At 30.0% G+C, this 25,791-nt stretch carries 19 protein-coding genes; 18 read left to right on the forward strand and 1 reads right to left on the reverse strand.

Going from position 1 to position 25,791, the window contains the following annotated elements; genetic code table 11:
• Positions 1-248: 248 nt before the first annotated feature.
• From L3B98_RS16315 to L3B98_RS16340, 6 genes are all read left to right on the forward strand, one after another.
• Positions 249-1,334 carry a glycoside hydrolase family 88 protein gene (locus L3B98_RS16315; RefSeq protein ID WP_238917522.1) on the forward strand — a complete coding sequence of 362 codons (1,086 nt, stop codon included), beginning with the start codon at positions 249-251 and terminating at the stop codon, positions 1,332-1,334.
• A gap of 342 nt (positions 1,335-1,676) precedes the next feature.
• Positions 1,677-3,218 carry an MFS transporter gene (locus tag L3B98_RS16320; protein WP_015393418.1) on the forward strand — a complete coding sequence of 514 codons (1,542 nt, stop codon included), beginning with the start codon at positions 1,677-1,679 and terminating at the stop codon, positions 3,216-3,218.
• Between the two features lie 161 nt (positions 3,219-3,379).
• A complete protein-coding gene (locus tag L3B98_RS16325) occupies positions 3,380-4,900 on the forward strand; it encodes a glycoside hydrolase family 28 protein (RefSeq protein ID WP_238917523.1) in 1,521 nt (506 codons plus the stop codon).
• A 543-nt stretch (positions 4,901-5,443) separates the two neighbouring features.
• Positions 5,444-6,199 carry a DeoR/GlpR family DNA-binding transcription regulator gene (locus tag L3B98_RS16330; RefSeq protein WP_238917524.1) on the forward strand — a complete coding sequence of 252 codons (756 nt, stop codon included), beginning with the start codon at positions 5,444-5,446 and terminating at the stop codon, positions 6,197-6,199.
• The gene (pfkB, locus tag L3B98_RS16335; protein ID WP_238917525.1) at positions 6,192-7,097 is read left to right on the forward strand and encodes a 1-phosphofructokinase; all 906 of its coding nucleotides are present in this window, start codon (positions 6,192-6,194) and stop codon (positions 7,095-7,097) included. The genes L3B98_RS16330 and pfkB overlap by 8 nt, the downstream gene beginning before the upstream one ends.
• Before the next feature lie 244 nt (positions 7,098-7,341).
• A complete protein-coding gene (locus L3B98_RS16340) occupies positions 7,342-9,267 on the forward strand; it encodes a PTS fructose transporter subunit IIABC (RefSeq protein WP_015393414.1) in 1,926 nt (641 codons plus the stop codon).
• Between the two features lie 132 nt (positions 9,268-9,399).
• On the opposite strand, the gene L3B98_RS16345 is transcribed toward L3B98_RS16340, so the two are convergent.
• Positions 9,400-9,795, reverse strand: coding sequence for an Rrf2 family transcriptional regulator (locus tag L3B98_RS16345; protein WP_015393413.1), 396 nt, complete (start codon positions 9,793-9,795; stop codon positions 9,400-9,402).
• A gap of 297 nt (positions 9,796-10,092) precedes the next feature.
• Here L3B98_RS16345 and sufC point away from each other — a divergent pair, with 297 nt between their 5' ends.
• The 12 genes from sufC to L3B98_RS16405 all read left to right on the forward strand — a co-directional run bounded on the left by sufC (position 10,093) and on the right by L3B98_RS16405 (position 25,682).
• Positions 10,093-10,845 (forward strand): Fe-S cluster assembly ATPase SufC, encoded by a 753-nt coding sequence (gene sufC, locus L3B98_RS16350; RefSeq protein ID WP_077363711.1) that lies wholly within the window; start codon positions 10,093-10,095, stop codon positions 10,843-10,845.
• A gap of 15 nt (positions 10,846-10,860) precedes the next feature.
• Positions 10,861-12,270, forward strand: a complete 1,410-nt coding sequence (gene sufB, locus L3B98_RS16355; protein WP_077363709.1) for a Fe-S cluster assembly protein SufB — start codon at positions 10,861-10,863, stop codon at positions 12,268-12,270.
• 9 nt (positions 12,271-12,279) lie between these two features.
• Positions 12,280-13,377 (forward strand): Fe-S cluster assembly protein SufD, encoded by a 1,098-nt coding sequence (gene sufD / locus L3B98_RS16360; protein ID WP_238917526.1) that lies wholly within the window; start codon positions 12,280-12,282, stop codon positions 13,375-13,377.
• Positions 13,370-14,599, forward strand: coding sequence for a cysteine desulfurase (locus L3B98_RS16365; protein WP_238917527.1), 1,230 nt, complete (start codon positions 13,370-13,372; stop codon positions 14,597-14,599). Before sufD ends, L3B98_RS16365 begins: the two co-directional genes overlap by 8 nt.
• Before the next feature lie 4 nt (positions 14,600-14,603).
• Complete coding sequence (gene sufU / locus L3B98_RS16370; RefSeq protein ID WP_077363705.1) at positions 14,604-15,041, forward strand: Fe-S cluster assembly sulfur transfer protein SufU; 438 nt, start codon at positions 14,604-14,606, stop codon at positions 15,039-15,041.
• Between the two features lie 289 nt (positions 15,042-15,330).
• A complete protein-coding gene (gene nifJ, locus L3B98_RS16375) occupies positions 15,331-18,843 on the forward strand; it encodes a pyruvate:ferredoxin (flavodoxin) oxidoreductase (protein ID WP_238917528.1) in 3,513 nt (1,170 codons plus the stop codon).
• Between the two features lie 189 nt (positions 18,844-19,032).
• A complete protein-coding gene (locus L3B98_RS16380) occupies positions 19,033-20,859 on the forward strand; it encodes a S8 family peptidase (protein WP_238917537.1) in 1,827 nt (608 codons plus the stop codon).
• Complete coding sequence (locus L3B98_RS16385; RefSeq protein WP_077363698.1) at positions 20,856-22,589, forward strand: S8 family peptidase; 1,734 nt, start codon at positions 20,856-20,858, stop codon at positions 22,587-22,589. Before L3B98_RS16380 ends, L3B98_RS16385 begins: the two co-directional genes overlap by 4 nt.
• A 208-nt stretch (positions 22,590-22,797) precedes the next feature.
• Complete coding sequence (locus L3B98_RS16390) at positions 22,798-23,442, forward strand: pentapeptide repeat-containing protein (protein WP_015393404.1); 645 nt, start codon at positions 22,798-22,800, stop codon at positions 23,440-23,442.
• Positions 23,443-23,501: 59 nt separating this feature from the next.
• Positions 23,502-24,350: a DegV family protein gene (locus tag L3B98_RS16395; RefSeq protein ID WP_077363696.1), complete on the forward strand. Its 849-nt coding sequence runs from the start codon at positions 23,502-23,504 to the stop codon at positions 24,348-24,350.
• A 139-nt stretch (positions 24,351-24,489) separates the two neighbouring features.
• The gene (locus tag L3B98_RS16400) at positions 24,490-25,353 is read left to right on the forward strand and encodes an SDR family oxidoreductase (protein WP_015393402.1); all 864 of its coding nucleotides are present in this window, start codon (positions 24,490-24,492) and stop codon (positions 25,351-25,353) included.
• 179 nt (positions 25,354-25,532) lie between these two features.
• Positions 25,533-25,682 carry a hypothetical protein gene (locus tag L3B98_RS16405; RefSeq protein ID WP_015393401.1) on the forward strand — a complete coding sequence of 50 codons (150 nt, stop codon included), beginning with the start codon at positions 25,533-25,535 and terminating at the stop codon, positions 25,680-25,682.
• Positions 25,683-25,791: the final 109 nt, after the last annotated feature.

Consider the following 25,791-nt stretch of genomic DNA (forward strand, 5'->3'; position numbering starts at 1 on the left):
TTTATTAAAATACTTGTAATTGATTGCAAATCATTGTATAATAAATATGTAATCAGCACACGTGTGCAAAATTCTTGTGAACGTGTGCAAAACAGTTCGGTTTTATGTATGAATAAATCATTAATTTTTTTTGCTGGTGTTGAACACGTGTGCATGTTATAATTTAAAGGGATTTATTACAATATGGTCGAGTTGTTAAAAGGATGAATTTAATTATTAGTATTAGTTAATGTTTAGGAGGAAAATACATGAAAGATTATGCAAAATGGATGGCTGAATCTGTCATAATGAGAAAAACAGATCTAACTAGCTACTGGGCTTATGAATTCGGTTTAACGTTAGATGGAATTGCAGAAGTTTGGAAACAAACTAAGGATAGAAAGTATTTTGATTATTTGAAGGAATGTATGGATACTTTTGTTCAAGAAGATGGATCCATTAGAGGATACAGAGTTGATGAATATAACATTGACCATTTGAATAATGGTAAAATATTATTAACTATATATAAAGAAACTAAAGAGGAAAAATACAAGAAGGCATTACAATTATTAAGGTCACAAATTGATAAACATCCTAGAACTAGAGAAGGTGTTTTCTGGCATAAAGAAATCTATCCAGAACAAATTTGGCTAGACGGATTATATATGGGTGCAACTTTTTATGCAAAGTATGTAAACGAGTTCGGGAATGTTTCTGAATTTGATGATATTGCTAAACAATTCATTATTGCTAGAAATCATTTAATCGATGAAAAAACAGGTTTGTTATATCACGCTTATGATGATGCAAGAACTCAACTTTGGGCTAATAAAGAAACAGGTTTATCTGCACATTTTTGGAGTAGATCAATGGGTTGGTATGTTATGGCACTAGTTGATACTTTAGAAGAATTACCAGAGGATAATAAGTACAAACCAGAAATCCTTAGAATATTTAATGATTGTGTACAAGCACTAGTTAAAGTTGCAGATAAAGATAGTCATGTTTGGTATCAAGTATTAGATCAAGGTGATAGAAAAGGAAATTATTTAGAGGCTTCAGGTTCTTCAATGATAGCATATGCTATTTTTAAAGGCATAAGAAAGGGATATTTACCAGAAGAATTAAGAGAATTTGGTAAGTTATCTTATAAAGGATTAATTGACGAGTTTATACTTGAAACTAAAGAAGGTCTTATTAATTTGAATAAAATATGTTTTGTAGCAGGACTTGGTGGCAAGGACAATAGAGATGGTTCGTTTACTTATTATATAAGTGAACCAATAGTTTGTAATGAACCAAAAGGTTTAGGACCATTTATAATGGCAGCGGCAGAAGCTAACTTACTTTAAACTTAGTGATATATTACATCTTTTTGATGTAATATATCATAAAGCTCAATGTAAACGCTATTTTTCTGTTAATTATTAAAAAATGACAAATGAGAACTCTTGGGTGCTAATGATATAGTATTTGCTTTTATATAATTAAATTATGCCTGGTTTTTGTAATGAAATAATTAAAAACGGGCATTATACAATAATAATTTTTTAAGAGTCTTAAAAAAACGCATTATTATGTGAGACTATTTTTGCTTTTATTAGAAATCATAGAAATATTAAAATGAAAATCGAGTTAAAGTTTGTGTTATAGGTTTTCAAGAGTGCTCAAATTATATGAGGAGGAAAAAAACAATGAACGAAAAAATTAAATTAAGAAATATACTTGGTTATTCAAGTATAAACTTTTTAGGAAGTGGAGCCCAAGGGTTAATGTCAGCATGGTTGCTGTTATTTTACACTACTGTTTGCGGACTTGATCCAATAAAAGCATCATCTATCTTCACAATTGCAAGGCTTATCGATGCTGTTGGAAATCCAGTATTAGGATTTATAAGTGATGGTTTTGGTCAAACAAAGTTAGGTAGAAGATTTGGTAGAAGAAAACCTTTCATAGCATTAGGAATAGTTGGAATAGCTATTATATTCCCATGCTTATGGATAGCAGGTCAATCTTTTTCTTACTATTTCGCAGTTAATATGATATATGAAATAGCGTATACTTTAATATTTGTACCTGGAACTACTCTTCCAGCTGAAATGACTCAAAATGCTGCAGAAAAAGCAAAACTTATTGGTGGAAAACAATATTGTGGTACTTTATCAGGATTTATTTCAGGATTAATAACTGCATATATTTTTAGTACTTTTGGAAAGGCTACAGCTCAATCTTATTGGTATATAGGACTTTCTTGGGGAATTATAACCACAATAGCTTTACTATTCTTCTTGTTTAATGTATATGAAAGAGATCCTAAAACAGTAGTTTATGAAGATGCTGCAGGTTCACTTAGTGAAGTATTTAAGAAGCTTGGAGTTGATTTAGTTTCATGTATGAGACTTAAAGCATTTAGACTTCATAGCACTATGTGGTTTTTGGGTAGTGTTTACAAACAACTTCAAGGAGGAGTTCTTACTTTCTTTGCACTTTATGTTTTAACTTTAGACACTGTTAATGTATCAGCAGTAAATAGTGTTTCATCAGGAGTTTCACTTGTAGCTGTATTTATATATATAATACTTGCATACAAATTTGGTGGTCCAAAAACTTTCAAATTAGGTATTGGAATAATATTTGTATCACTTTTAGGTTATGTATATCTTGTATTTACAGGACATAACTCATTTACTTTCACTTTATTCTTTGTTTTCACAGTAGTTAATATCGTAGGTAAGGCTGCAGTTGACTATGTACCAACTTACCAAATGGGATTCGTTGCAGACATAGATGAAGCACTTACTTTAAAGAGAAGAGAAGGTATTTATAACGGTATAAATGGTTTGTTCGGAAAACTTGCAGCAGCAATAGAAACTAGTATACTTGGAATTGGTTTAGCGGCTTTTGGTTTTGTAAGCTCAAGTGCAAAAGATAAATTAGTACAACAACCACCTAGCGCAATAACAGGTATAGCAATAGTTACTATAGTTTTCCCAATAATATTACTTACAATAACATGGTTTGCAGCTTCAAGATATAAACTTACAAAAGAAACTCATAAGTTATTAGTTGATGAAGTAAATAGAATTAAAGCTGGTGGATCAATGGAAGATGTAACTCCAGAAGCTAAAGCAGCTGTTGAAGTTTTAACAGGCTGGCAGTATGAAAAATGTTTTGGAAACAATAATGTAGCATATACAAATAAAAGTGGTGGGTTTAATAATACTGCTTTAAATTAGTATAATATAACTAAGTTTGTAAAAACCATGACAGTAATGCCATGGTTTTGCTTTGTAGAGATTAAAACATTGAAACAAATTATTATTTTTAAGACGATTTAAATAGAAGTAGATAAGATTATATTATAATAAATATTATGATAAATTTGGGAGGAAAAATAATGTCTATATTAAAGTGGAATGAAGATTTATATAAAAAAATAGAAGATAAAGTAAATAAGAATATGCCTGTGCTTGAATTTAAGGCTAAATATGATATTTTAGATGAAAAATATTCACCTTTAGTTAAGGAAATCGAAGAAGAATATTTTGTGCATCCAGATGGACCTTATAATGGAACTAAGAGCGAAATGAAAAAAGATATAACTTATATCAGTAAATCTTTAATAAAGAAAAGTAGAAAAATAAAGTTTTATGGAGATGCAATACAAAAAGCAATAAATGAAGCATCCTTTAATGGTGGAGGAAAAGTTGTAATTAATGGAAGTGACGATTCTCAAAATCCTAATGTGTATTATACAGGAGCAATATATATAAAAAGTAACATAGAATTACATATAGAAGAAAATGCTATACTAAAATTTGTTAGAAATAAAACTAATGAATTCTATCCTTTAGTCTATACAAGATGGGAAGGGATAGAAATGATGAATTTTTCTCCTTTCATTTATAGTTACGAAGAAAACAATATTGCTATAACTGGTAAGGGGATTTTGGATGGATGTGCAGATGAATTTAACTGGATGCCTTGGAAGTTTGGTTATTTTAACGAAGAGGATCAACAAATTCAAAGAGAAAGATTATTCAATATGGGACAAGAAGCTGTAGATGTCAGAACTGAAAGAATATTTAGTGATGATATTTCCACTATCAGGCCGCCATTTATTCAGCCTTATAAAACAAATAATATTTTAATTAGAGATATAACAATATTGAATTCACCTTTCTGGGAAGTGAATCCTGTATTGTGTGAAAATGTAAAGGTAAGTGGTATTAGAATAGATACAAATTTATATAATAATGATGGGGTAGATCCAGAGTCATGTATAGATATGATAATAGAAAATTGCTATTTCTTAACTGGAGATGATTGTATTGCTATTAAATCAGGAAGAAACAATGAAGGAAGAAAAATAGGAATTCCAGCATCTAATATTATTATAAGAAATAATGAATTCAAAGATGGACATGGTGGAATAACAATAGGTAGTGAAATTTCTGGTGGAGTCAATAATATATTTGGACATGATAATTATTTTGATAGTGAAGAATTAGATTATCCAATTAGATTTAAGACAAATGCAGAAAGAGGCGGTTTGCTAGAAAATATTTATATTAAAAATAGCACAGTAAATAAATCAAAAGTTGCAGTTATTCATGCTGATTTCTTTTACGAAGAAGGTACAAATGGTAATCATAAGCCTATCTTAAGAAATATTGCTTTATCAAATATTAAAACTGTTGATGGTGGAAGTATAGATGCTAAAAATGCATTATATTTAAAGGGGTTTGAAGATGCCCCAATTGAAAATATATTAATAGAAGATGCTTTATTAAATGGTGTAAAAGGTGAAGCAGTTCTTCAAAATATTAAAAATCTTACATTTAGAAATGTATCTATTAATGGCAAAAAATTAGAAGATAAATCTATAAATATTGACAATAATTCGAAGATTGTTTAGTTAAAATAAAGCTACAAAAACATGAATATGATTTTTGTAGCTTTATTATTATGAGATTTATTATAGTGTTTGTTTTTGTGTAATGATATTATAATAGAAGTATTTTTATATGGAAAGTATCGCATTTGACTGTTTGAATAAAATCAATCATAAACAATCAAAAGTGATACTTTTTGTTTAATATTTTAATCTAATTTGAGCACTTAACTTAATAATAGTATAATGATTAATTGAAAAATAATTATTTTAAATAACTGTTAGTGAAAAATTATAGTATAATGAGAGATGGTATTTATAGACAACAGAAACACAATGTTAAAGAAAAAGAAAATAAGAGCTCATATGTTTTTAAAATAAGAGTTAAGGAAGTGATTTTTTTGAGTGTATCAAAAGAAAAAACCTCCAAAAACAGCCATGTGTGACTGATTGAATAGTTAAAAGGTCATTAATAATTAAAAAAAGTTAAAAATATGATTGTTTTTGAAAGAAAATGATTGATTTTTGTTTTAATATGAGGTATTATAATTATAAGGAGTGGTGATAATGTTTACAGAAGAAAGATATAATGTCATTCTTCAAGAGTTAAAAGTTAAAGGAATAGTATCTGTTACTGATTTAGTAAAATTATTGGATGCATCAGAATCAACAGTAAGAAGAGATCTAAACTCACTCGATAGTGAAGGTCGTCTCAAAAAAATTCATGGTGGTGCAATTTCAATTGATGAAAGTGCTTCTAAATATGACTATAAAGTTAATATAAGACAATCTTTAAATGTCGATGAAAAATCAGAAATAGCAAAATATGCAGCTTCTTTAATTGAAGAAGGAGATGTTATTTATTTAGACGCAGGTACTACTACAGAGCTTGTAATTGATTTTATAAGTACAAATAATATTACTGCTGTAACAAATGGAATAGTTCATGCAAAGAAACTTTTGGAAAGGGGGATTAAAACTTTTATAGTCGGGGGAGAGTTAAAAGCTATTACTGAAGCTATAGTAGGTACAACCGCTGTTGAAGAATTAAAAAAATACAATTTTACAAAAGGCTTCTTTGGTGTTAACGGAATAAGTAATCAAGGAGGGTTTACAACCCCAGATGTAAATGAAGCAATGGTCAAAGAACAAGCTATGAAGATGTGTAAAGAATCTTTTGTTTTAGCAGATCATTCAAAATTAGAAAAAGTTAGTTTTATAACTTTTGGTGCAATATCTGATTCGAAAATTATAACTTTTAGAATAGATGGTAAAAATATTAGTTATGATACTAATGTAATAGAGGTGATAAAAATTGATTAATACTATAACACTCAATCCTTCATTAGATTATATTGTTAAGGTCGATTCCTTTAAAGTTGATACATTAAACAGAACTGAAGAAGAGCAAATTTATGCAGGTGGAAAAGGAATAAATGTATCGATAGTTTTAACTAATCTAGGAGTGGAAAATAAAGCTTTAGGCTATATAGCAGGTTTTACTGGAGATGAAATATTAAGACAAGTGAAAAATCATGGCGTAGATTGTGATTTTATCAAACTTGAAAATGGAATTTCTAGAATTAATGTAAAACTTAAAAGTGATGGAGAAACAGAGATAAATGGATCTGGTCCTGAAATTACTGAAGATAATTTAAAAGCATTATTTGAAAAATTATCTTATTTAGAAAAAGGTGACTATTTAGTTTTATCAGGAAGTATCCCAGGTAGTGTACCTGATGATATTTATGAAAAGATAATGAGCAGACTTTTAGAAAAAGGCGTTGAATTTGTAGTTGATGCTACAAAAGATTTGTTATTAAAGGTTTTAAAGTACAAACCATTTTTTATTAAGCCAAATCATCATGAACTTGCAGAAATGTTCAATGTTACGCTTGAAAGTGATGACGACATAATAAAATATGGTAAGAAGCTTCAAGAAATGGGAGCTAAAAATGTACTTATTTCAATGGCTGGTGATGGAGCAATCTTATTACCTGAGAATGGGAATCCTATAAAAAGAGAAGTTCCTAAAGGAACATTAAAGAATTCAGTTGGAGCAGGAGATTCTATGGTTGCAGGTTTTATATGCGGATATCTTAAAAATAACGATATAAATGAAGCCTTTAAGATGGGAATTGCTACAGGTAGTGCAAGTGCATTTTCTGATGAACTAGCAACTAAAGAACAAGTAAATGATTTGTTAAAGCAAATGAAATAATAAATTATTTAGCAAATTTATATTTAATATATGTTGTAGTTACAAAATTTAATTAAATTAAGCTACATTTTAATCATTATATTGATTAATGTAATATTAGATGCAACATATATTAAATTGTTTAATAAATACTTATTAAATGAAAACTATGAAACAATATAACTGTAATCGTTAATACTAAAAGGTATTATAACTTTTTATTTATTATATTGAAATTATATTTTATTTTGAGGAGGATCAAAGTATGAGAATCGTAGATTTATTACACAAAGAAGGAATAAATTTAGATTTTAATCCTAGTACTAAAGAACAATGTATTAATGAATTAGTTGACCTAATGGATAAGACAGGAAATTTAAATGATAAACAAGAATATAAAAAAGCAATATTAGCTAGAGAAGAATTAAGTACAACAGGAATAGGGGATGGAATTGCAATTCCTCACGGCAAAACAAAAGCTGTTAAAAATGCTTCACTAGCAGCAGCTATATGTAAAAATGGTGTTGATTATGATTCTTTAGATGGACAGCCTGCAAACCTTTTCTTCATGATTGCAGTTCCAGATAATAATGATAATTTACACTTAGAAGTATTAGCAAGACTATCAACTATATTGATGGATGAAACATTTAGAAGCAATTTAATTAATTGTTCAGACAAAGATGAATTTCTAAAATTAATTGATAAAAAAGAAAATGAAAAGTTCCCAGATGAAGTGAAAGGAGAGAATACTATGAGTGATAAAGGTTATAAAATATTGGCAGTAACTGCTTGCCCAACAGGTATTGCACATACATATATGGCAGCTGAAAGCTTGGAAAATAAAGCTAAAGAATTAGGCGTATCAATTAAAGTTGAAACAAATGGTTCTGGAGGAGCTAAAAATGTATTAACTAAAGAAGAAATCGCTAATGCTGATTGTATAATCATTGCAGCTGACAAAAATGTTGAAATGGCGAGATTTGATGGTAAAAAACTTATTAAGACAACAGTTGCTAATGGTATTCACAAAGCTAAAGATTTAATTAATCAAGCTACAAGCGGAAATGCTTCTGTTTACCATCACGATGGTAAAGGAGAAGAAGGAAGTGTAGATATAGGAAATGAATCAGTAGGACGTCAAATATACAAACACCTTATGAATGGCGTATCGCATATGTTACCATTTGTTATAGGTGGTGGTATACTTATAGCTTTAGCATTCCTTTTTGATACATTTAATCCTGCTAATCCTAGTGGATTTGGTTCAGGAACACCACTTGCAGCTGTACTAATGAAAATTGGTGGTACTGCATTTGGATTTATGTTACCAGTTCTTGCTGGATTTATAGCAATGAGCATTGGAGACAGACCAGCCCTTGCTGTAGGTTTTGTTGGTGGTGCTTTAGCTAATGCCGGTATTACTTTTGCAAGTGCATTTGATCCAAAGGCACCAGCAGTTAGTTCAGGTTTCTTAGGAGCATTACTTGCAGGTTTTATTGCTGGATATTTAGTTAATGCATTAAAGAAGATATTTGCAGGTTTACCAAGAAGTTTAGAAGGTATTAAGCCAGTATTATTATATCCTTTAATTGGAACATTCTTAATTGGTGTAATAATTTTGTTCATAAATCCAGTAATGGGTGTAATTAACACATCTATCAGTGGAGCACTTGGTTCAATGGGTGGTACTAGTAAGATTCTTTTAGGTATTGTATTAGGTGGTATGATGTCAGTTGATATGGGTGGACCAGTTAACAAAGCAGCTTATCTTTTTGGTACAGCATCACTTGCTAGTGGAAACTTTGATATAATGGCAGCTGTTATGGCTGGTGGTATGGTTCCACCACTTGTAATTGCAATTTGTACTACAGTTTTTAGAAACAAATTTACTGAAAAAGACAGGCAAGCAGGACTAGTAAACTATATAATGGGTCTTTCATTTATCTCAGAAGGTGCAATACCTTTTGCAGCAGCAGATCCAATAAGAGTATTACCATCTTGTATAATTGGTTCAGCTGTAGCAGGGGCACTTTCAATGGCATTTGGATGTGCATTAAGAGCACCTCATGGTGGAATCTTTGTAATTGCTATAGTATCTAATCCAATTTCATATCTTATAGCAATACTTGTAGGTTCTGTAGTTGGTGCAGTAATATTAGGTATATTAAAGAAACCAGTAGAACAATAGAAAATATAAGATAAAGATTAATTTAGACATAATAAAAGGTATTCTATCAAGAACATTGATAGAATACCTTTTTTGTGTATACAAATCATTCATTATTCATCATTCACAAAAATGTGCTATAGTTGCCTCAAATTAAATAATATCTTGTAACGTATATTTACTAATTTCATCAATAAAGGACTTAATTGAAGAGTGGAGTATATGTTTCAACTTACATTTAGATGATGGAGCACAAGAATCCTTTCCACTTGAAAAACATTCGTCGAGATTTATACTATCTTCAGTAATGATTAAGATGTTACCAAGATTAATGTCTTTAGGAGGCATTCCAAGTTTTAATCCACCATTTCTTCCTTTAGTGGATATTACATATTCAGTTTTACCTAATCTATGGACTATTTTTTTTAAATGATGCTCTGATATTTCAAGTTTTGATGCCAATTCTTCTACAGTACATATTTTATCTTGGTTTTTAGCTAAATATATTAAAATTCTAAAAGCATAATCTGAAAACTTAGATAAGTTCATATTTTCTCATCCTTTCTGTATATAAAAGATTCATATATATCTAAATTTAATTCTTAAATAAGGTTATCGTAAGTGAATAACTATATTATAACTGAAAATAAGAAAAAGTAAATTGGTGAAAAATAAAATGTGTATTTGTATTGCACATTAAAAAATCTTGTGCTAATATAAAAGTGTATTTAAAATGCACTTTTAAAATTATACATATTAAGAATTTATAAATAGTTACATTTTGGAGATTGTAATATAATTTTTAGAAAATAATTAATTAAATATTAATAGAATAGGAGAATTGTTATGAATAATAGTTTGTTAAAAGTATGTGATTTAAGAATTGAAGCAGATAATAAAGAAATCTTAAAAGGATTAAATTTAGAAATAAATAAAGGTGAAATTCATGTTATTATGGGGCCAAATGGAGCAGGAAAATCTACCCTAGCAAATGCTCTTTTAAATAACCCCAAATATAAAAGATTAAGTGGAGATATAGAGTTTGAAGAAGAAAACATAAATGAATTAAAAACCGATGAAAGAGCAAAAAAGGGATTGTTTTTATCTTTTCAATATCCTGAAGAAATTCCAGGGATAACAGTAGAGAATTTTTTAAAGTATGCAAAGAGAACGACAGATGGAAATGTGCTTAAACATTTTAAATTTAATTTGGATTTACAAAATAATATGAAGGAATTAAAAATCGATGAAAGCTATGCAAGTAGGTATTTAAATGTTGGATTTTCAGGTGGAGAAAAGAAGAAAAATGAAATACTTCAAATGTTAACTTTAAATCCTAAACTAGCAATTTTAGATGAATCTGATTCAGGATTAGATGTTGATGCTATAAGAATTGTGTCTAAAGGGATTAAGATGTTTTCCAATGAAAATAATGGAGTTTTAATCATAACTCATAATACAAAAATATTAGAAAATTTAAATCCTGATTATGTTCATGTTTTAGTTGATGGGAAAATAGTTAAAACTGGAGATAGAAGTTTAGCACAAACTATTGAAGAAAATGGATATGAAGCTTTTAAAGAAAATGTAGCAATATAAAGGTGGTGAATTAAGATGGAAAGCAAGAAGAAAACTTATATAGAGGAAATGGATAGAGGAATCTATGATGTTAAAAACGAAGATAGTTTTAGTTTTAAATCTGAAAAGGGATTAACAAGGGATATAATTGAAACTATTTCAGAGGAAAAAAATGAAGCCAAATGGATGAGAGACTTTAGATTAAAAGCTCTAGAAACATATAATAAATTAAACTTACCAACTTGGGGACCATCCTTAGAAGCTTTAGATATGGATAATATAGTAACTTATGTAAGGCCAAAGAGTGGACTCACAGGCTCTTGGGATGAAGTACCTGAAGATATTAAGAAAACCTTTGACTTACTTGGAATTCCAGAAGCTGAAAAGAAATCCCTTGCTGGAGTAGGAGCACAGTATGATTCAGAAGTAGTTTATCACAGTATCAAGGAAGATTTGGTAAAGCAAGGTGTTATATATACTGACATGGAAACAGCTCTAAGAGAGCATGAGGATTTAGTTAAGGAATATTTTATGAAGTGTGTTACACCAAATGATCATAAATTTGTTGCACTTCATGGAGCAGTTTGGTCAGGGGGATCATTTGTGTATGTTCCTAAAGGTGTTAATGTTGACATACCACTTCAATCTTATTTTAGATTAAATTCACCTGGAGCAGGACAATTTGAACATACATTAATAATAGTAGATGAAGGAGCAAAACTTCATTTTATAGAAGGCTGTTCAGCTCCTAAATATAGTGTTACAAATTTACATGCTGGCTGTGTTGAACTTTATGTAAAAGAAGGTGCAACTCTTAGATATAGTACTATAGAAAACTGGTCAAAGAATATGCTTAACTTAAATACTAAGAGAGCAATAGTTGAAAAAAATGCAACAATAGAATGGGTATCAGGTTCCTTTGGGTCACAAATATCAATGCTATACCCCATGAGTATTTTAAAGGGAGAAGGAGCAAGAGCAGAATTTACAGGAGTATCTTTTGCAGGTAAGGGACAAAACTTAGATACTGGGGCAAAGGTTATACACGCTGCACCAAACACTTCTTCAACTATAAACTCAAAATCAATATCGAGAAATGGCGGAAAAGCTACATATAGAGGTGTATTAAAAGTTACCGAAAATGCTTATAATTCAAAATCTATGGTATCTTGTGAATCTCTAATGTTAGATAATAAATCAAAATCTGATACAATTCCAGTTATAGATTTATTAAATGATGATGTTGAAATTGGCCATGAAGCAAAAATTGGTAAGATAAGTGATGAATCTATTTTCTACCTTATGACTAGAGGGATAAGTGAAGATGAAGCAAAATCAATGATAGTAAGAGGTTTTGTAGAGCCTATATCAAAAGAATTACCATTAGAATATGCAGTAGAAATGAATAATTTAATAAACATAGAATTAGAAGGAAGCATAGGGTAGGTGAATGAAATGAAGGCTATACAATTTAATAATTTAAATAAAACTCCAATAAGAACAAAAAGCTGGGTTAATATTAATGATATAAGCCTTGGAGAATTAAATATTGGAGAACTTAGAAACTTTGACAATGTAAAAATTAAATGTAGTGATGAGGTTAATATTCAAAAATTAGAAAAAGATAAAATATTTCCTTTATACAAAAAATTTCAATATGGAGTTAGTGAAGAGCTTATAAAGCAAGGCAAAGAAGATTTTGATCATGGATATTTAATAACAATAGGAAAAGATCAAATAATTGATGAACCAATAGTAATAGAGTTTGATTTTGATAAAGATAATAGTACCCTTGTAGATAATTTAATTATAATTGCTGAAGAAAACTCAAAGGCTTCAATTATAGTAAAATACAAATCTTTAGATGATTCAACTGGTTATCACAATGGAATTTGTACAGTATTTTTAAAGAAAAATAGTGAAATAAAATTAACTAAGGTGAATTTCTTAAATGATAACATAGCTCATTTTGATTCCAATGTTTCTGACGTTGAAGAAGATGGAAAAGTTGATTTTATAACAATAGATATTGGCGGAAAATATAGTGTTTATAATTATCATGGAGATTTAATTGGAGATAAAGCAACTTCAAATGTAAATTCAATATATTTAGGAAGTAAAAAGAAACTTATAGATATTAATTACATCGTTACGCATAAGGGTAAAATGAGTAATTCTAATATAAATGTTAAAGGAGCTCTTCAAGGGGAAGCTAAAAAGGCATTTAAAGGAACTTTAGATTTTAAAACAGGTGCATCTAAGAGTGTTGGAGCAGAAGATGAATATTGTATGTTACTTTCAAAGAAAGCGAGAGCAAAAGCAATGCCAATATTACTTTGTTCAGAAGATGATGTATCAGGAGAACATGCTGCTTCGTCAGGAAGAATTGATGAAAACAAATTATTTTATTTGATGTCTAGAGGGTTAAGTTATGATGAAGCTAAAATTATAATTGTTAGAGCAGCTTTTAATCCAATAATAGACTCTATTGGTCATGAAAGTATCATAGAAGAAATATTAGAAAATGTAGACAGGGGATTGAAAAATGAATAATGTAGATTTTTTGAAAGATTTCCCTGTTTTAAAAGCTGATGAAAAAGGGGAAAGATTAGTTTATTTAGATAGTGGTGCAACAACTCAAAAGCCAATTAAAGTTTTAGATGCAATTGAAAATTACTATAAGTTAAATAATGCAAATCCTCATAGAGGTGCTTATAAATTAAGTATAGATGCAACTCAAGCTTATGATGATGCTAGAGAAAAAGTAAGAAAATTTATTGATGCAGAATTTTCAAAAGAAGTAATTTTTACTAAAAATGCAACAGAAGGCTTTAACCTTATTGCTTCTTCTTATGGAATGAATAATATTGATGAAGGTGATGAAATTGTTATTTCAATTGCTGAACATCATTCAAATCTTATTCCATGGCAGATTGTAGCAAGCACAAAAAATGCAACTTTAAAATATATGTATGTAAATGAAAATGGAGAAATTCCCGAAGAAGAAATAAAAGCTAAGATAACTGAAAAGACTAAAATTGTTAGTATTACTCATGTTTCTAACGCACTTGGGACTATAAATCCAGTTAAAGAAATTATAGATTTTGCTCATTCAAAAGGCGCTATAGTAATAGTTGATGGAGCTCAAAGTGTACCACATATGAAGGTGAGTGTTAGAGACTTAGATTCAGATTTTTTAGTTTTTTCAGGGCACAAGCTTTTAGGGCCAATGGGAATAGGCGTAGTTTACGGAAAGAAAGAGCTACTAGAAAATATGCCTCCATATATAGTTGGTGGAGATATGATCGAATATGTTTATGAGCAAGAAGCAACTTTTGCTGAATTACCATCAAGATTTGAAGGTGGAACACAAAATGTAGGAGGAGCTGTTGGTCTTGGAACAGCAATTGATTATTTAGAAAATATAGGTATGGAAAAGATAGACGAAATTGAAAAAGAACTTATAGGTTATGCTTTAAATGAATTTGAAAAGCTTCCCTATATAAAGATTTATGGACCTAAAGATTTAAACCATAGAGGTGGGATAATTTCATTTGACATAGAAGGAGTTCATCCACATGATGTTGCTTCTGTTTTTGATTCTCATAAAGTTGCAATAAGGTCAGGAAATCATTGTGCTCAGCCTCTTATGAGATATATGGGCATAAATGCAACTTGTAGAGCAAGTTTTTACTTTTACAATACAAAAGAAGATGTAGATAAATTAATTGAAGCAACAAAGAAAACATATGAAATGTTTTCGAAATGGAGGTAATAGGATGGATTTAAATGCAATTTATACAGAATTGATTATGGAACACAGTACTTCAAAGCATAATAAAAGAAGCTTAGAAAATCCTGATATTAAGGAAAAGGGACATAATCCAAGCTGTGGAGATGAAATAACATTAGAGCTTAAATTGAACAATGATTCTATTGAAGATTTGGCATTCACAGGACAAGGGTGCGCTATATCTCAAGCCTCAACATCAATAATGATAGATTTAATAAAAGGCAAAAAAATTGATGAAGCCTTAATGCTTACTGAAACTTTTATTGGAATGATAAAAAGAGAAATTAAAGATGATGAAGAATTATATGCATTAGAAGATGCAATGGCTTTTAAAAATATTTCGAATATGCCTGCAAGAGTAAAATGTGCAGTTTTAGCTTGGCATACATTAAAAGAAGCACTAGAAAAAAAGCAAGGATCGTAAAGAAAAATTTTATTAGATAATTTTAGTATAAGCAGGTATAGCAAGGTGAAGATTTTGTTATACCTGCTTTTCAATGGTCAATTATCATTTACAATTGACCATTGAAAATTAATTTTATTTGGAAAACTTTATGATTTGAATAATCTTTTTGCAACGTATATATTTGTCTATAAAAAGTTTAAATTCAAACTATTTTTCACATAGTTTTCAGTAATATGAATAACAAAAAAGCTCATAGCAAATAATAAAAAAATAATGATGAATATAAAAATGAAATGAGGTAAATATGATGAGAAAAATGAAAACTATGGATGGTAATACAGCTGCTGCATATATATCTTATGCATTCTCTGAAGTAGCAGTAATTTTCCCGATAACACCATCATCACCTATGGCAGAGCATGTTGATGAATGGGCTTCCCAAGGGAAAAGAAATATTTTCGGTCAACCACTAAAAGTCGTTGAAATGCAATCTGAAGCTGGTGCAGCAGGTGCACTGCACGGATCACTTCAAGCAGGAGCGTTGACAACTACGTATACAGCGTCACAAGGATTATTATTAATGATTCCTAACATGTATAAAATAGCAGGTGAATTACTTCCTTGTGTAATACATGTTGCAGCAAGAGCTTTAGCCACATCAGCCTTAAGTATATTTGGTGATCATCAAGATGTTATGGCAGCAAGGCAAACTGGTTTTGCAATGCTTGCAGAAGGTTCTGTTCAAGAAGTAATGGATTTAAGTGGAGTTGCCCACTTAGCTACATTAAAAACAAGAATGCCTTTCATGAATTTTTTTGATGGATTTAGAACTTCTCATGAAATACAAAAAATAGAAGTACTAGAGCAAGAAGAGCTTGCTAAACTAGTTGATTATAAAGCTATCGATGATTTTAGAAAAAGAGCCTTAAATCCTGATCACCCTGTTACAAGGGGAACCGCTCAAAATCCAGATATTTATTTTCAAGCTAGAGAAGCCGTAAATCAGTATTATGATAATATTCCAGATATTGTCGAAGAATATATGAGCAAAATAACAAATTTAACAGGCAGAAGTTATCATTGCTTTGATTATTATGGGGCTGCTGATGCGGATAGGATCATAATTTCAATGGGTGCTGTCAACGATGTTGTTGAGGAAACTGTAGATTATTTAAATGCTAATAAGCAAAAAGTTGGATTAGTGAAAGTAAGATTATATAGACCATTTTTTATTGAAAGATTATTAAAGGTCATTCCTAAAACTGTAACTAAAATTGCAGTTTTAGATAGAACAAAAGAACCAGGTTCAGTAGGTGAACCTTTATATTTGGATGTTGTAAGAAGTTTCTTTGGTAAAGGAAATGCTCCAACTATTGTAGGTGGAAGATTTGGTCTTGGATCAAAGGATCCAACTCCAGCACACATTGCTGCTGTGTTTGATAATTTGATTTTAGATGAACCTAAGAATAATTTTACAATTGGAATAATTGATGACATTTCAAATTTGTCACTTAAACCTCTTGAAGAAATAGATGCTACACCAGAAGGAATTACATCCTGTAAGTTCTGGGGATTAGGATCAGATGGCACAGTTGGAGCAAACAAGAGTGCTATTAAGATTATTGGAGATTATACTAATATGTATGCACAAGGATATTTTGATTATGATTCTAGAAAATCAGGTGGTATAACAGTATCACATTTAAGATTTGGAGATAAGCCAATTAGGTCAAGATATTTAATTGATAGGGCAGATTTTATTGCTTGTCATAATCAATCCTACGTATATAAATATCATGTAGTTAGAGGTTTAAAGAAAAATGGAAAGTTCTTATTAAACACAATTTGGACTCCAGAAGAATTAGAAGAAAAACTACCAGCAGCAGTTAAAAGATACATTGCACAAAATAAAATAGAATTTTATATAATTAATGCTGTAAAAATTGCACAGGATATTGGACTTGGTGGTAGGATAAATATGATAATGCAGGCTGCGTTCTTTAAAATAGCCAATATAATCCCAGTAGAAGATGCAGTTAAATATTTAAAAGATGCAGTAGTTACATCCTATGGTAACAAAGGCGAAAAAATTGTTAATGCAAATCATGCAGCTATTGATGAAGGAGTTAAAGGAATAATTAAAATTAAAGTTCCACTTGATTGGAGTAACACTCAAGATGATAAACTTGATCACGATGAAGATTTTCCAGAATTTATAAAAGAAGTAACAAGGCCAATGAATAGAGTAGAAGGAGATGCATTAACTGTTTCAACAATTATTAATGCTGGAATACACGATGGTACCTTTATGCATGGAACAACCTCTTATGAAAAAAGAGGAATAGCTGTGAACGTTCCTGAATGGATACCAGAAAATTGTATTCAATGTAATCAATGTTCTTTTATATGTCCACATGCTACAATTAGAGCATTTTTATTAAATGAAGATGAAAAAAATAAGGCTCCAGAAAGTGTTAAATTACTTGAAGCTAAAGCACTCAAGAGTGATGAAAAGCTATATTTTTCAATTGGTGTTACTCCACTCGACTGTACTGGATGTGGTAATTGTGCACAAGTATGTCCAGCGCCAGGTAAAGCATTGGTAATGAAATCTCAAGATAGTCAACATGAACAAATAGAAGCTTGGAATTATACTGTGGAAAAAGTTGCAACAAAAAATCCAATGGATAAGTATACACTTAAAGGAAGTCAATTTGAAAGGCCATTGCTCGAATATAATGGAGCATGTGCAGGTTGTGGCGAAACACCTTATGCGAGATTAATTACTCAATTATTTGGTGATAGAATGATGATTGCAAATGCAACAGGATGCTCTTCTATTTGGGCAGCTGGAGCACCAGCTATGGCATATACAATTAATCAACAGGGACATGGACCAGCATGGGCAAATTCATTATTTGAAGATAATGCTGAATTTGGATATGGAATGTATTTAGGAGTAAAGACTATAAGAGAGAGAATTGCAAACAATATGGCAATTGCTTTACAAGGAGAATTATCTGAAAATACTAAAGAAGTGCTTAAGGATTGGCTAGATAATAAAGATGTTGGGGATGGTTCAAGGGATAGGGCAAAAAGGTTAATTGAAGTACTTGAAAATGAAAATAGTGAAATTGCAAAAGAAATATTGAAGGATAAAGAATATTTTGTAAAAAGATCACAATGGATATTTGGTGGAGATGGTTGGGCCTATGATATTGGATATGGAGGTCTTGATCAAGTTTTGGCAAGTAATGAAAATGTTAATGTACTAGTATTTGACACAGAAATATATTCTAATACAGGAGGTCAATCTTCAAAATCAACTCCAACTGCTGCAATAGCTAAATTTGCAGCATCAGGAAAGCGAACAAAGAAAAAGGATTTAGGAAGAATGGCTATGACTTATGGATATGTATATGTAGCTCAAGTCTGTATGGGAGCAGATAAGAATCAAACAATTAAGGCAATTAAAGAGGCAGAAGCATATGATGGACCATCACTTATAATTGCCTATTCAACTTGTATAAGTCATGGAATAAAAGTTGGAATGGCTAATTCTCAAGCAGAAGAAAAAAAGGCAGTAGATTGTGGATATTGGCAGCTTTATAGATATAACCCAGCCTTGAAAGGCGAGAAAAATCCATTTATATTAGATTCTAAGGATCCAAAAGAAAGTTTTAAAGATTTTTTGATGGGTGAAGTTAGATATGCATCACTTGCAAAGGCATTCCCAGAAGAAGCAGAACAATTATTTGCTAAAACAGAGCAGGATGCAATGGAGAGATTATCAATTTATAAAAAACTTGCTAGTGAATAATAATAAAAGAATTAATTAAAATCAGAAATATTTTATAGTGATACTTGCTTATAAAACTATTAGCATTTTAGCACTTGTAAATATTTCTGATTTATTTATTATGATTAATGTAGATTTGAAATTGTTACTATGAATAATTTAATCTATGCATAAATATTATTAAATATGAGTATTACAAAGGAGATATATGTGGCAAGTTTAAAAAATTGTAATCTTTATTATGAAGATTCACCTGATTATTTAGTTCAATATAGAGGCAGATTCAAAGAAGAAATTGATAAAATTGACTATGCTTGCGGTGATATCATAACAAATACTCTTGGTGTTATCTCTACATCACCTCAATATTTAGACAGGCTACTAAATGATGTACCATCAATTAAGTATATTGATTCTAGGAGTAAATATGTTCTTCAAGATATTTCACCTTCTAATGTTGATAATATAAATGCTATAAGTATTAATCCTTATCTAGATTTAACAGGCAGAGGCGTTTTAATAGGAATTGTTGATACTGGGATAGATTTTTTAAATGATGAATTTATTAGGGAAGATGATACGTCAAGAGTACTAAATATTTGGGATCAAAGTATTAAAGACACTACTGATACAGCAGTATTTATTGGCAAAACTTTTTCAAATGAAGAAATAAACAATGCAATAAAGGCTTATCGAAATAAGCAGAATCCATATGAAATTGTTCCATCAAGAGATGAAATTGGTCATGGAACACAAATGGCTGGAATAATCGGAGGAAGAGGTTTTAACGCAGGATTTAAAGGAATTGCACCAGAATGTGAATTTGTTGTGGTTAAACTACTTGAATCGATTAATTTTAAAAATCAGTTACTTGCAAATGGAGTGCCGTATACACCAATATATAATACATCTGAACTTTTAGCTGGAATTGAATATTTAAAAAATTTTTCAATAAGAAGTAACAGACCTATGGTTATTTATCTTGGAATTGGAACGACTGAAGGTAGTCATGATGGAAATAGTATGGTATCTAGATATATTTCAGATATTGGTACAATTAGAGGAATTGCAGTTGTTGCAGGAGTTGGTAATGAAGGGGCATCAGAAGGTCATGCCTCTGGATACATACCACAAGTGGGAGAAATATCGACAATTGAATTAAGGATACCGAAGGAAATAAAATATTTTTCATTTAATATATGGATAATAAAGCCTAATCGAGCATCAATTAATGTTATTTCACCCAATGGAGAAGCATCAAAATTTATAAAAGCAAAGGCGGGTGAAAGTGAAGATATTAATTTTGTATTTTATAATACTCAAATGAATGTTAGATATTATGTTCCAGAAATTTTTACTGGTCATGAAGTAATAGAACTAAATTTTAGTAGTATAAAAGCAGGAATATGGACTTTTCAATTAAGAGGTGATTATATAACTAGTGGTCAATATCATATATGGCTTCCACCTAAAAAGACTTTGCCTGAAAATACGAGATTTCTTCAATCAGATCCATATTATACATTGACGATTCCTTCTACCGCTAGAAATGTGGCTACAATAGCATATCATGGAAATAATAATTCATTAGTAGCTGAATCAGGTAAAGGGCCGAACGTTAATGAGATTGTTACTAATCCTGATGTAGCAACTCTAGGAATTGGAATTTTAACTACAAAAGTGTCTGGTGGAATAACTACCGTTTCTGGAAGTTCAGCAGCAACTGCTATTGTAGCAGGAGCATGCGCACTTTTAATACAATGGGGAGTTATTGATGGAAATGATAAGACTATGTTTTCAAAAAAAATTCTAGCATATTTAGATCTTGGTGCAGATAGAAGTAATCGTATTTATAGATATCCTAACAGGGAAATAGGATATGGTTTTTTTGACTTATTAGGAATATTTAATATTATCAGTAGAAGTTTTAGAGGAAATTTATATAAAAAATTATATAGAGATTATAATTATACTGAATACTATGTGAAGGATTTATTTATAAGAATTCCTAGAAAGAATATGGAGGATGTTAAATGAAGAAAAGTTTAGAAGCTGAAAAGATTTTTCATGATGTTAAATATGATAATTATTTGGTTGAGTACAGGGGTGATATTGAAGCTGAAATTTCTCAAATACCAGATTATTATTTAACAATAATTAATGATAGATATGCAATTGTTTCAGTAATAAAAGATGTTGAAATTAATATGGGTGGAGAACCAAATATTAAATCTATTGTTTATGTTGCACCATCAGATTTTTATACGTTACAAGATATTACACCTGTAGAAGCCTCACAAGCTAGGTACTTACAAGTTGGAAGTGAACTCAACTTAACTGGAAAAGGAATTAATATAGCTATTATTGATTCAGGAATTGATTATCTGAATGAAGAATTTACAAGTATTACTGGAGATACTAGGATTGAAGAGCTTTGGGATCAAACGATTTTGGATGTTAATAATGAATCAACAACAGTTCCATTTGGAGTTACTTATAACAAAAGTAGAATTAATGATGCTTTAATAGCAAATAGAAATGGAGGAAATCCATATGCTATTGTGCCTAGTACTGATGAAATTGGACATGGTACAAATATGGCAGGAATAATAGGTGCTACTGGTAAAAATCCAAGATTGAAAGGGGTTGCTTACGATTGTAATTATATAATTGTTAAATTGATCCCTGATTATTCTTATAAAGCACAATTTCCAGAAATTACGATACCAGTTTTTAATATAACTGCTGTATATGCTGCTTTTCAGCATGTCTATGAATATGCTTCAAATTCAAATATACCAACAGTTGTATATTTTCCATTAGGCAGCAATTTAGGCAGTCATAATGGACTTGGAATTTTAGCAGGTTTCATTGATCTAATAACAAGTAGTGAAGGAATAGCTATAGTTACGCCCACTGGTAATCAAAAAGACAAAGGGGTTCACACTTCAGGAACTTCAATACCATTCACAACTATTAAAGGTCAACCAGGTGGTATAATAGAATTTGTTGCATCTCCTGAACAATCGCATCTGTGGATTGAGATTTGGGTAGATTTGCCCAATGTAATGTTTATAGAAGTGATCTCGCCTTCTGGTGAGAGTACTGGTATAATTGCAATTGTTACAAATTATACAGCCACTTATACTTATATTTTTGAAAAAACATCAATTAGAGCAAATTATTATTTACCAGAAGAAACTACTGGGGATGAATTAATACGAATTCGATTTTATAATTTACGACCAGGAATTTGGAGAATTAGATTATATGGTTACAATATTACAACAGGTAAATATAATGCGTGGATGCCTCAAAATGGTATAACAATTGGAGGTACAAGCTTTAGCTTTGCTGATCCTTTTGGAACTGTCACGAACCCATCAACTTCAATATACTCAGTTACAGTTGCTGCTTATAATCAAAATAATAATAATCTTGTAGATTTTTCGGGGAACTCTTTTTTGGATGCATATATTGATAGAATCGATGTTGCTGCAGGAGGAGTCAATGCTATAACAGTAGCTCCAGGAAATAAAACAGCAGTTGTAAGTGGAACAAGTGTTTCAGCTGCCGTTGTATCTGGAATTTGTGCTATGATATTTCAATGGGGGATTATAAATGGCAATGAACCTAGAATGTTTGCTCAGACGATTAAATCTTATCTTGCAAGTGGTACAGTTATTAGAAGTGGTGATTTAATTCCTAACCCATATTGGGGGTATGGAATTGTAAATGTTCCTAAAATTTTTGAAAATAGAATATAATTAAAGTATTCATGTAGATAAATTAATTTAACGACAGCCTCATTTTATTTAAGTGAGGCTTTTTTCATTTAGTTAGCTTAATACTAAGAACTAGACATCATCCTACTTAAGTAATATACTAGATAGTATAAAAACGCAGTTTATATAATTTTGATTATAAGGAAAGTAAGAAGACTAAGCTTATTTTACCTAGAATAGGGGAACATAAATGTCAGATTTAAATAAAATATTAAAACCTAGATTTGAAACAATACTCCAAGAAAAGGATAATATTAAAGATGAACTAATAAATGAAGGTTATTTAACTAATGCTTTAATTCAAAATACAAGTTTAGATTATTTTGATAAGGAAAGAATAGAGATAAATGGCTGCCGATTTATAAATGTTACATTTAATGAAGTGAGTTTTAAAAATATTGATTTAATAGATGTAATTTTTGAAAACTGTGATTTATCAAATGTAGATTTTTCAGATGGAAGTATACATAGAGTGGAGTTTAAAGAATGTAAACTAATTGGAACTAATTTTGGTGAAAGTAATCTTCAAAACGTACTTTTCGAAAAGATTATGGGAAGATACTTAAATTTTGGATACTCTAAAATGAAAAATATTAATTATAATGAAGCTAGTATGCAGGGGGCAATATTTTTAGAGTGTGTTCTTAACAAAGTTGCATTTAAAAATTGTGATTTGAGTAGTTGTGAATTTACGAATACATCTTTAAAAAATATAGATTTTAGAGATAATGATATTTCTGATATTTTATTAACAGGAAAAGAATTAAGGGATGCTATTGTATCACCTATACAAGCGGTGGAACTTGCAAGATTTCTTGGAGTTATAATTAAATAGAAAAGATATACAAAATGTTTACTGTACCGAAGTTATAGTATTATTAAGGAGGAACATAAATGGAGAAAATAGCATTAATAACAGACAGTGCTTCAGATATAAACTTTGAAATATTAGAAGAAAATAATATTAAAATGCTGCCTTTTAGAATAATATATTCAGATAAAGAATATGAAGATAGAATAGATATAACACCTGAAATGATGTATGCACGGTTAGAAGATGAAATACCAAAAACTTCATTGCCTAGCATAGAGAAGATAACTGAAGTTTTTAAAAAGGTAATTTCAGAAGGGTATACACATGCAATTATAATAACAATTTCAGCTGCTTTTTCAGGAACTTACAATGCTGTAAGATTGGTTTGTGAAAGCTTTCCAGAACTACAAACATTTGTTTTTGATTCAAAAACATTAACTATGGCTGAAGGGGCCATTGTTCTTGAAACTTCAAAAATGATAATGGATGGTAAAACCTTTTTAGAGATTACAGAAGCATTGCCAAGACTTAGGAAAAATATCGATTTATATTTTACTATCGATACATTAGAATATTTACAAAAAGGTGGACGAATAGGTAAAGTAGCTGGAACTATTGGAGAATTCTTAAATCTTAAACCCATAATAACGGTAGCTGATGATGGAACTTATAGAACTGCTGCTAAAGCAAGAGGTTCAAAGCAATCGGTATCGAAATTGGTTGATATATTTAAAGGATATTTAGAAAATGGAAAATGTAAAGCTTGGATTTTAGATGGGAATGGCCCTGATAAAGTTCAAAATTTATATGAGTCTATAAAAGATTTACCGAATGTAGTTGAATGCTCAATCGCATGTACTATTGGACCAGCATTAGGAGTTAATACAGGTCCAGGACTTGTAGGTTTAGCGATTGAAAAGATAGAGTAAATATGTACCAATTTATAAACTTCTATGAAATTAAGTATTTTTAATTTCATAGAAGTTTTGTTTTTTTTATTTTAAATATTTTTTATAAATTAGGATAGACTATTTAAATAATAAAATAGATACCAAGGAGGCTTTAAAGATGAATTACCCAACATGTTTTCCTAAGCAACATCAAAATGAACAACCAGGATTAGAACACATAATGAATCCTATACCTATATTTGATAATCCTAATTGTAATAAAGGTAAATTATTAGAAAATAAAGTTGCAGTAATTACAGGAGGAGATAGTGGAATAGGAAAGGCTGTGGCAATTGCCTATGCAAAGCAAGGAGCAGACATAATTATAGTATATTATAATGAAAAAAATGATGCCGAAGAGACTAAAAAAATAATCGATAGCTTAAACAGAAAATGTACCCTTATTGAGGGAGATATAAGTAATTCAAAATTTTGTGATGAAGTCATACAGAATATTGTCAATGAATATGGAAAAATTGATATACTAGTTAATAATTCAGCAGTACAATATGAATGTACTGACATGAAGAAACTTACTAATGAGCAATTTGATAAAACATTTAAAACTAATGTATATGGAACCTTTTATATGACTAGGGCTTCCTTAAATCATTTAAAACCAGGAGGATGTATTATAAATACTGCTTCTATTACTGCTTATAAGGGGAATGAGACTTTAATTGATTACTCTATGACAAAAGGAGCTATAGTTGCATTAACACGATCTTTATCAACAGCATTAGCAAAAGGTAAAACAGGGATAAGAATCAATGCGGTAGCACCAGGTCCAATTTGGACTCCACTTATTCCAGCAAGTTTTGATGAAAACAAAGTCTCAAAGTTTGGTTCAGACACACCAATGGGAAGAGCAGGTCAACCTGTAGAATGTGCTGGTGCTTACGTGTTTTTGGCTTCAGAAAGTGCTTCGTATATTACTGGCCAGGTGATACATATAAATGGCGGAGAAATAGTAAATTCTTAAACTAATTATATTAATATCTTGATTCTGACTTAGGGGCAGGGTTTATATTTTGTGTGGAGGGGTTTTTTTAGAAATTAATTTCGTATAAATATAACATAGAATTAACAATATATATACATGGAATTATCATCAAGTTGATATAATTAATTTACAATTAGATATCAAGGATGGTGATTTTCATGACTCCAAAAGAATTAACTGAAAAAACTATTAAAGATATTATGAAAAGAAGACAAAAGATGAAAAATGAGTTTTATGGATATCAAAAAGAAAGAAATGTTAGGAAATTAAGAAATTGGAGTGTAAAAGTTGGAGGTTGTCGCTGGTAATATTTAAAAGGATGTAAGTATTTAAGGATATTGAAGAATATGGCATTGTAATATGATTATTAATTGTATTGCAATGCCATATTTAATTTTTTAGTATAAATTATACTAT

Source organism: Clostridium sp. YIM B02555 (assembly GCF_022320955.1).
Classification (GTDB): Bacteria; Bacillota; Clostridia; order Clostridiales; family Clostridiaceae; genus Clostridium; species Clostridium saccharoperbutylacetonicum.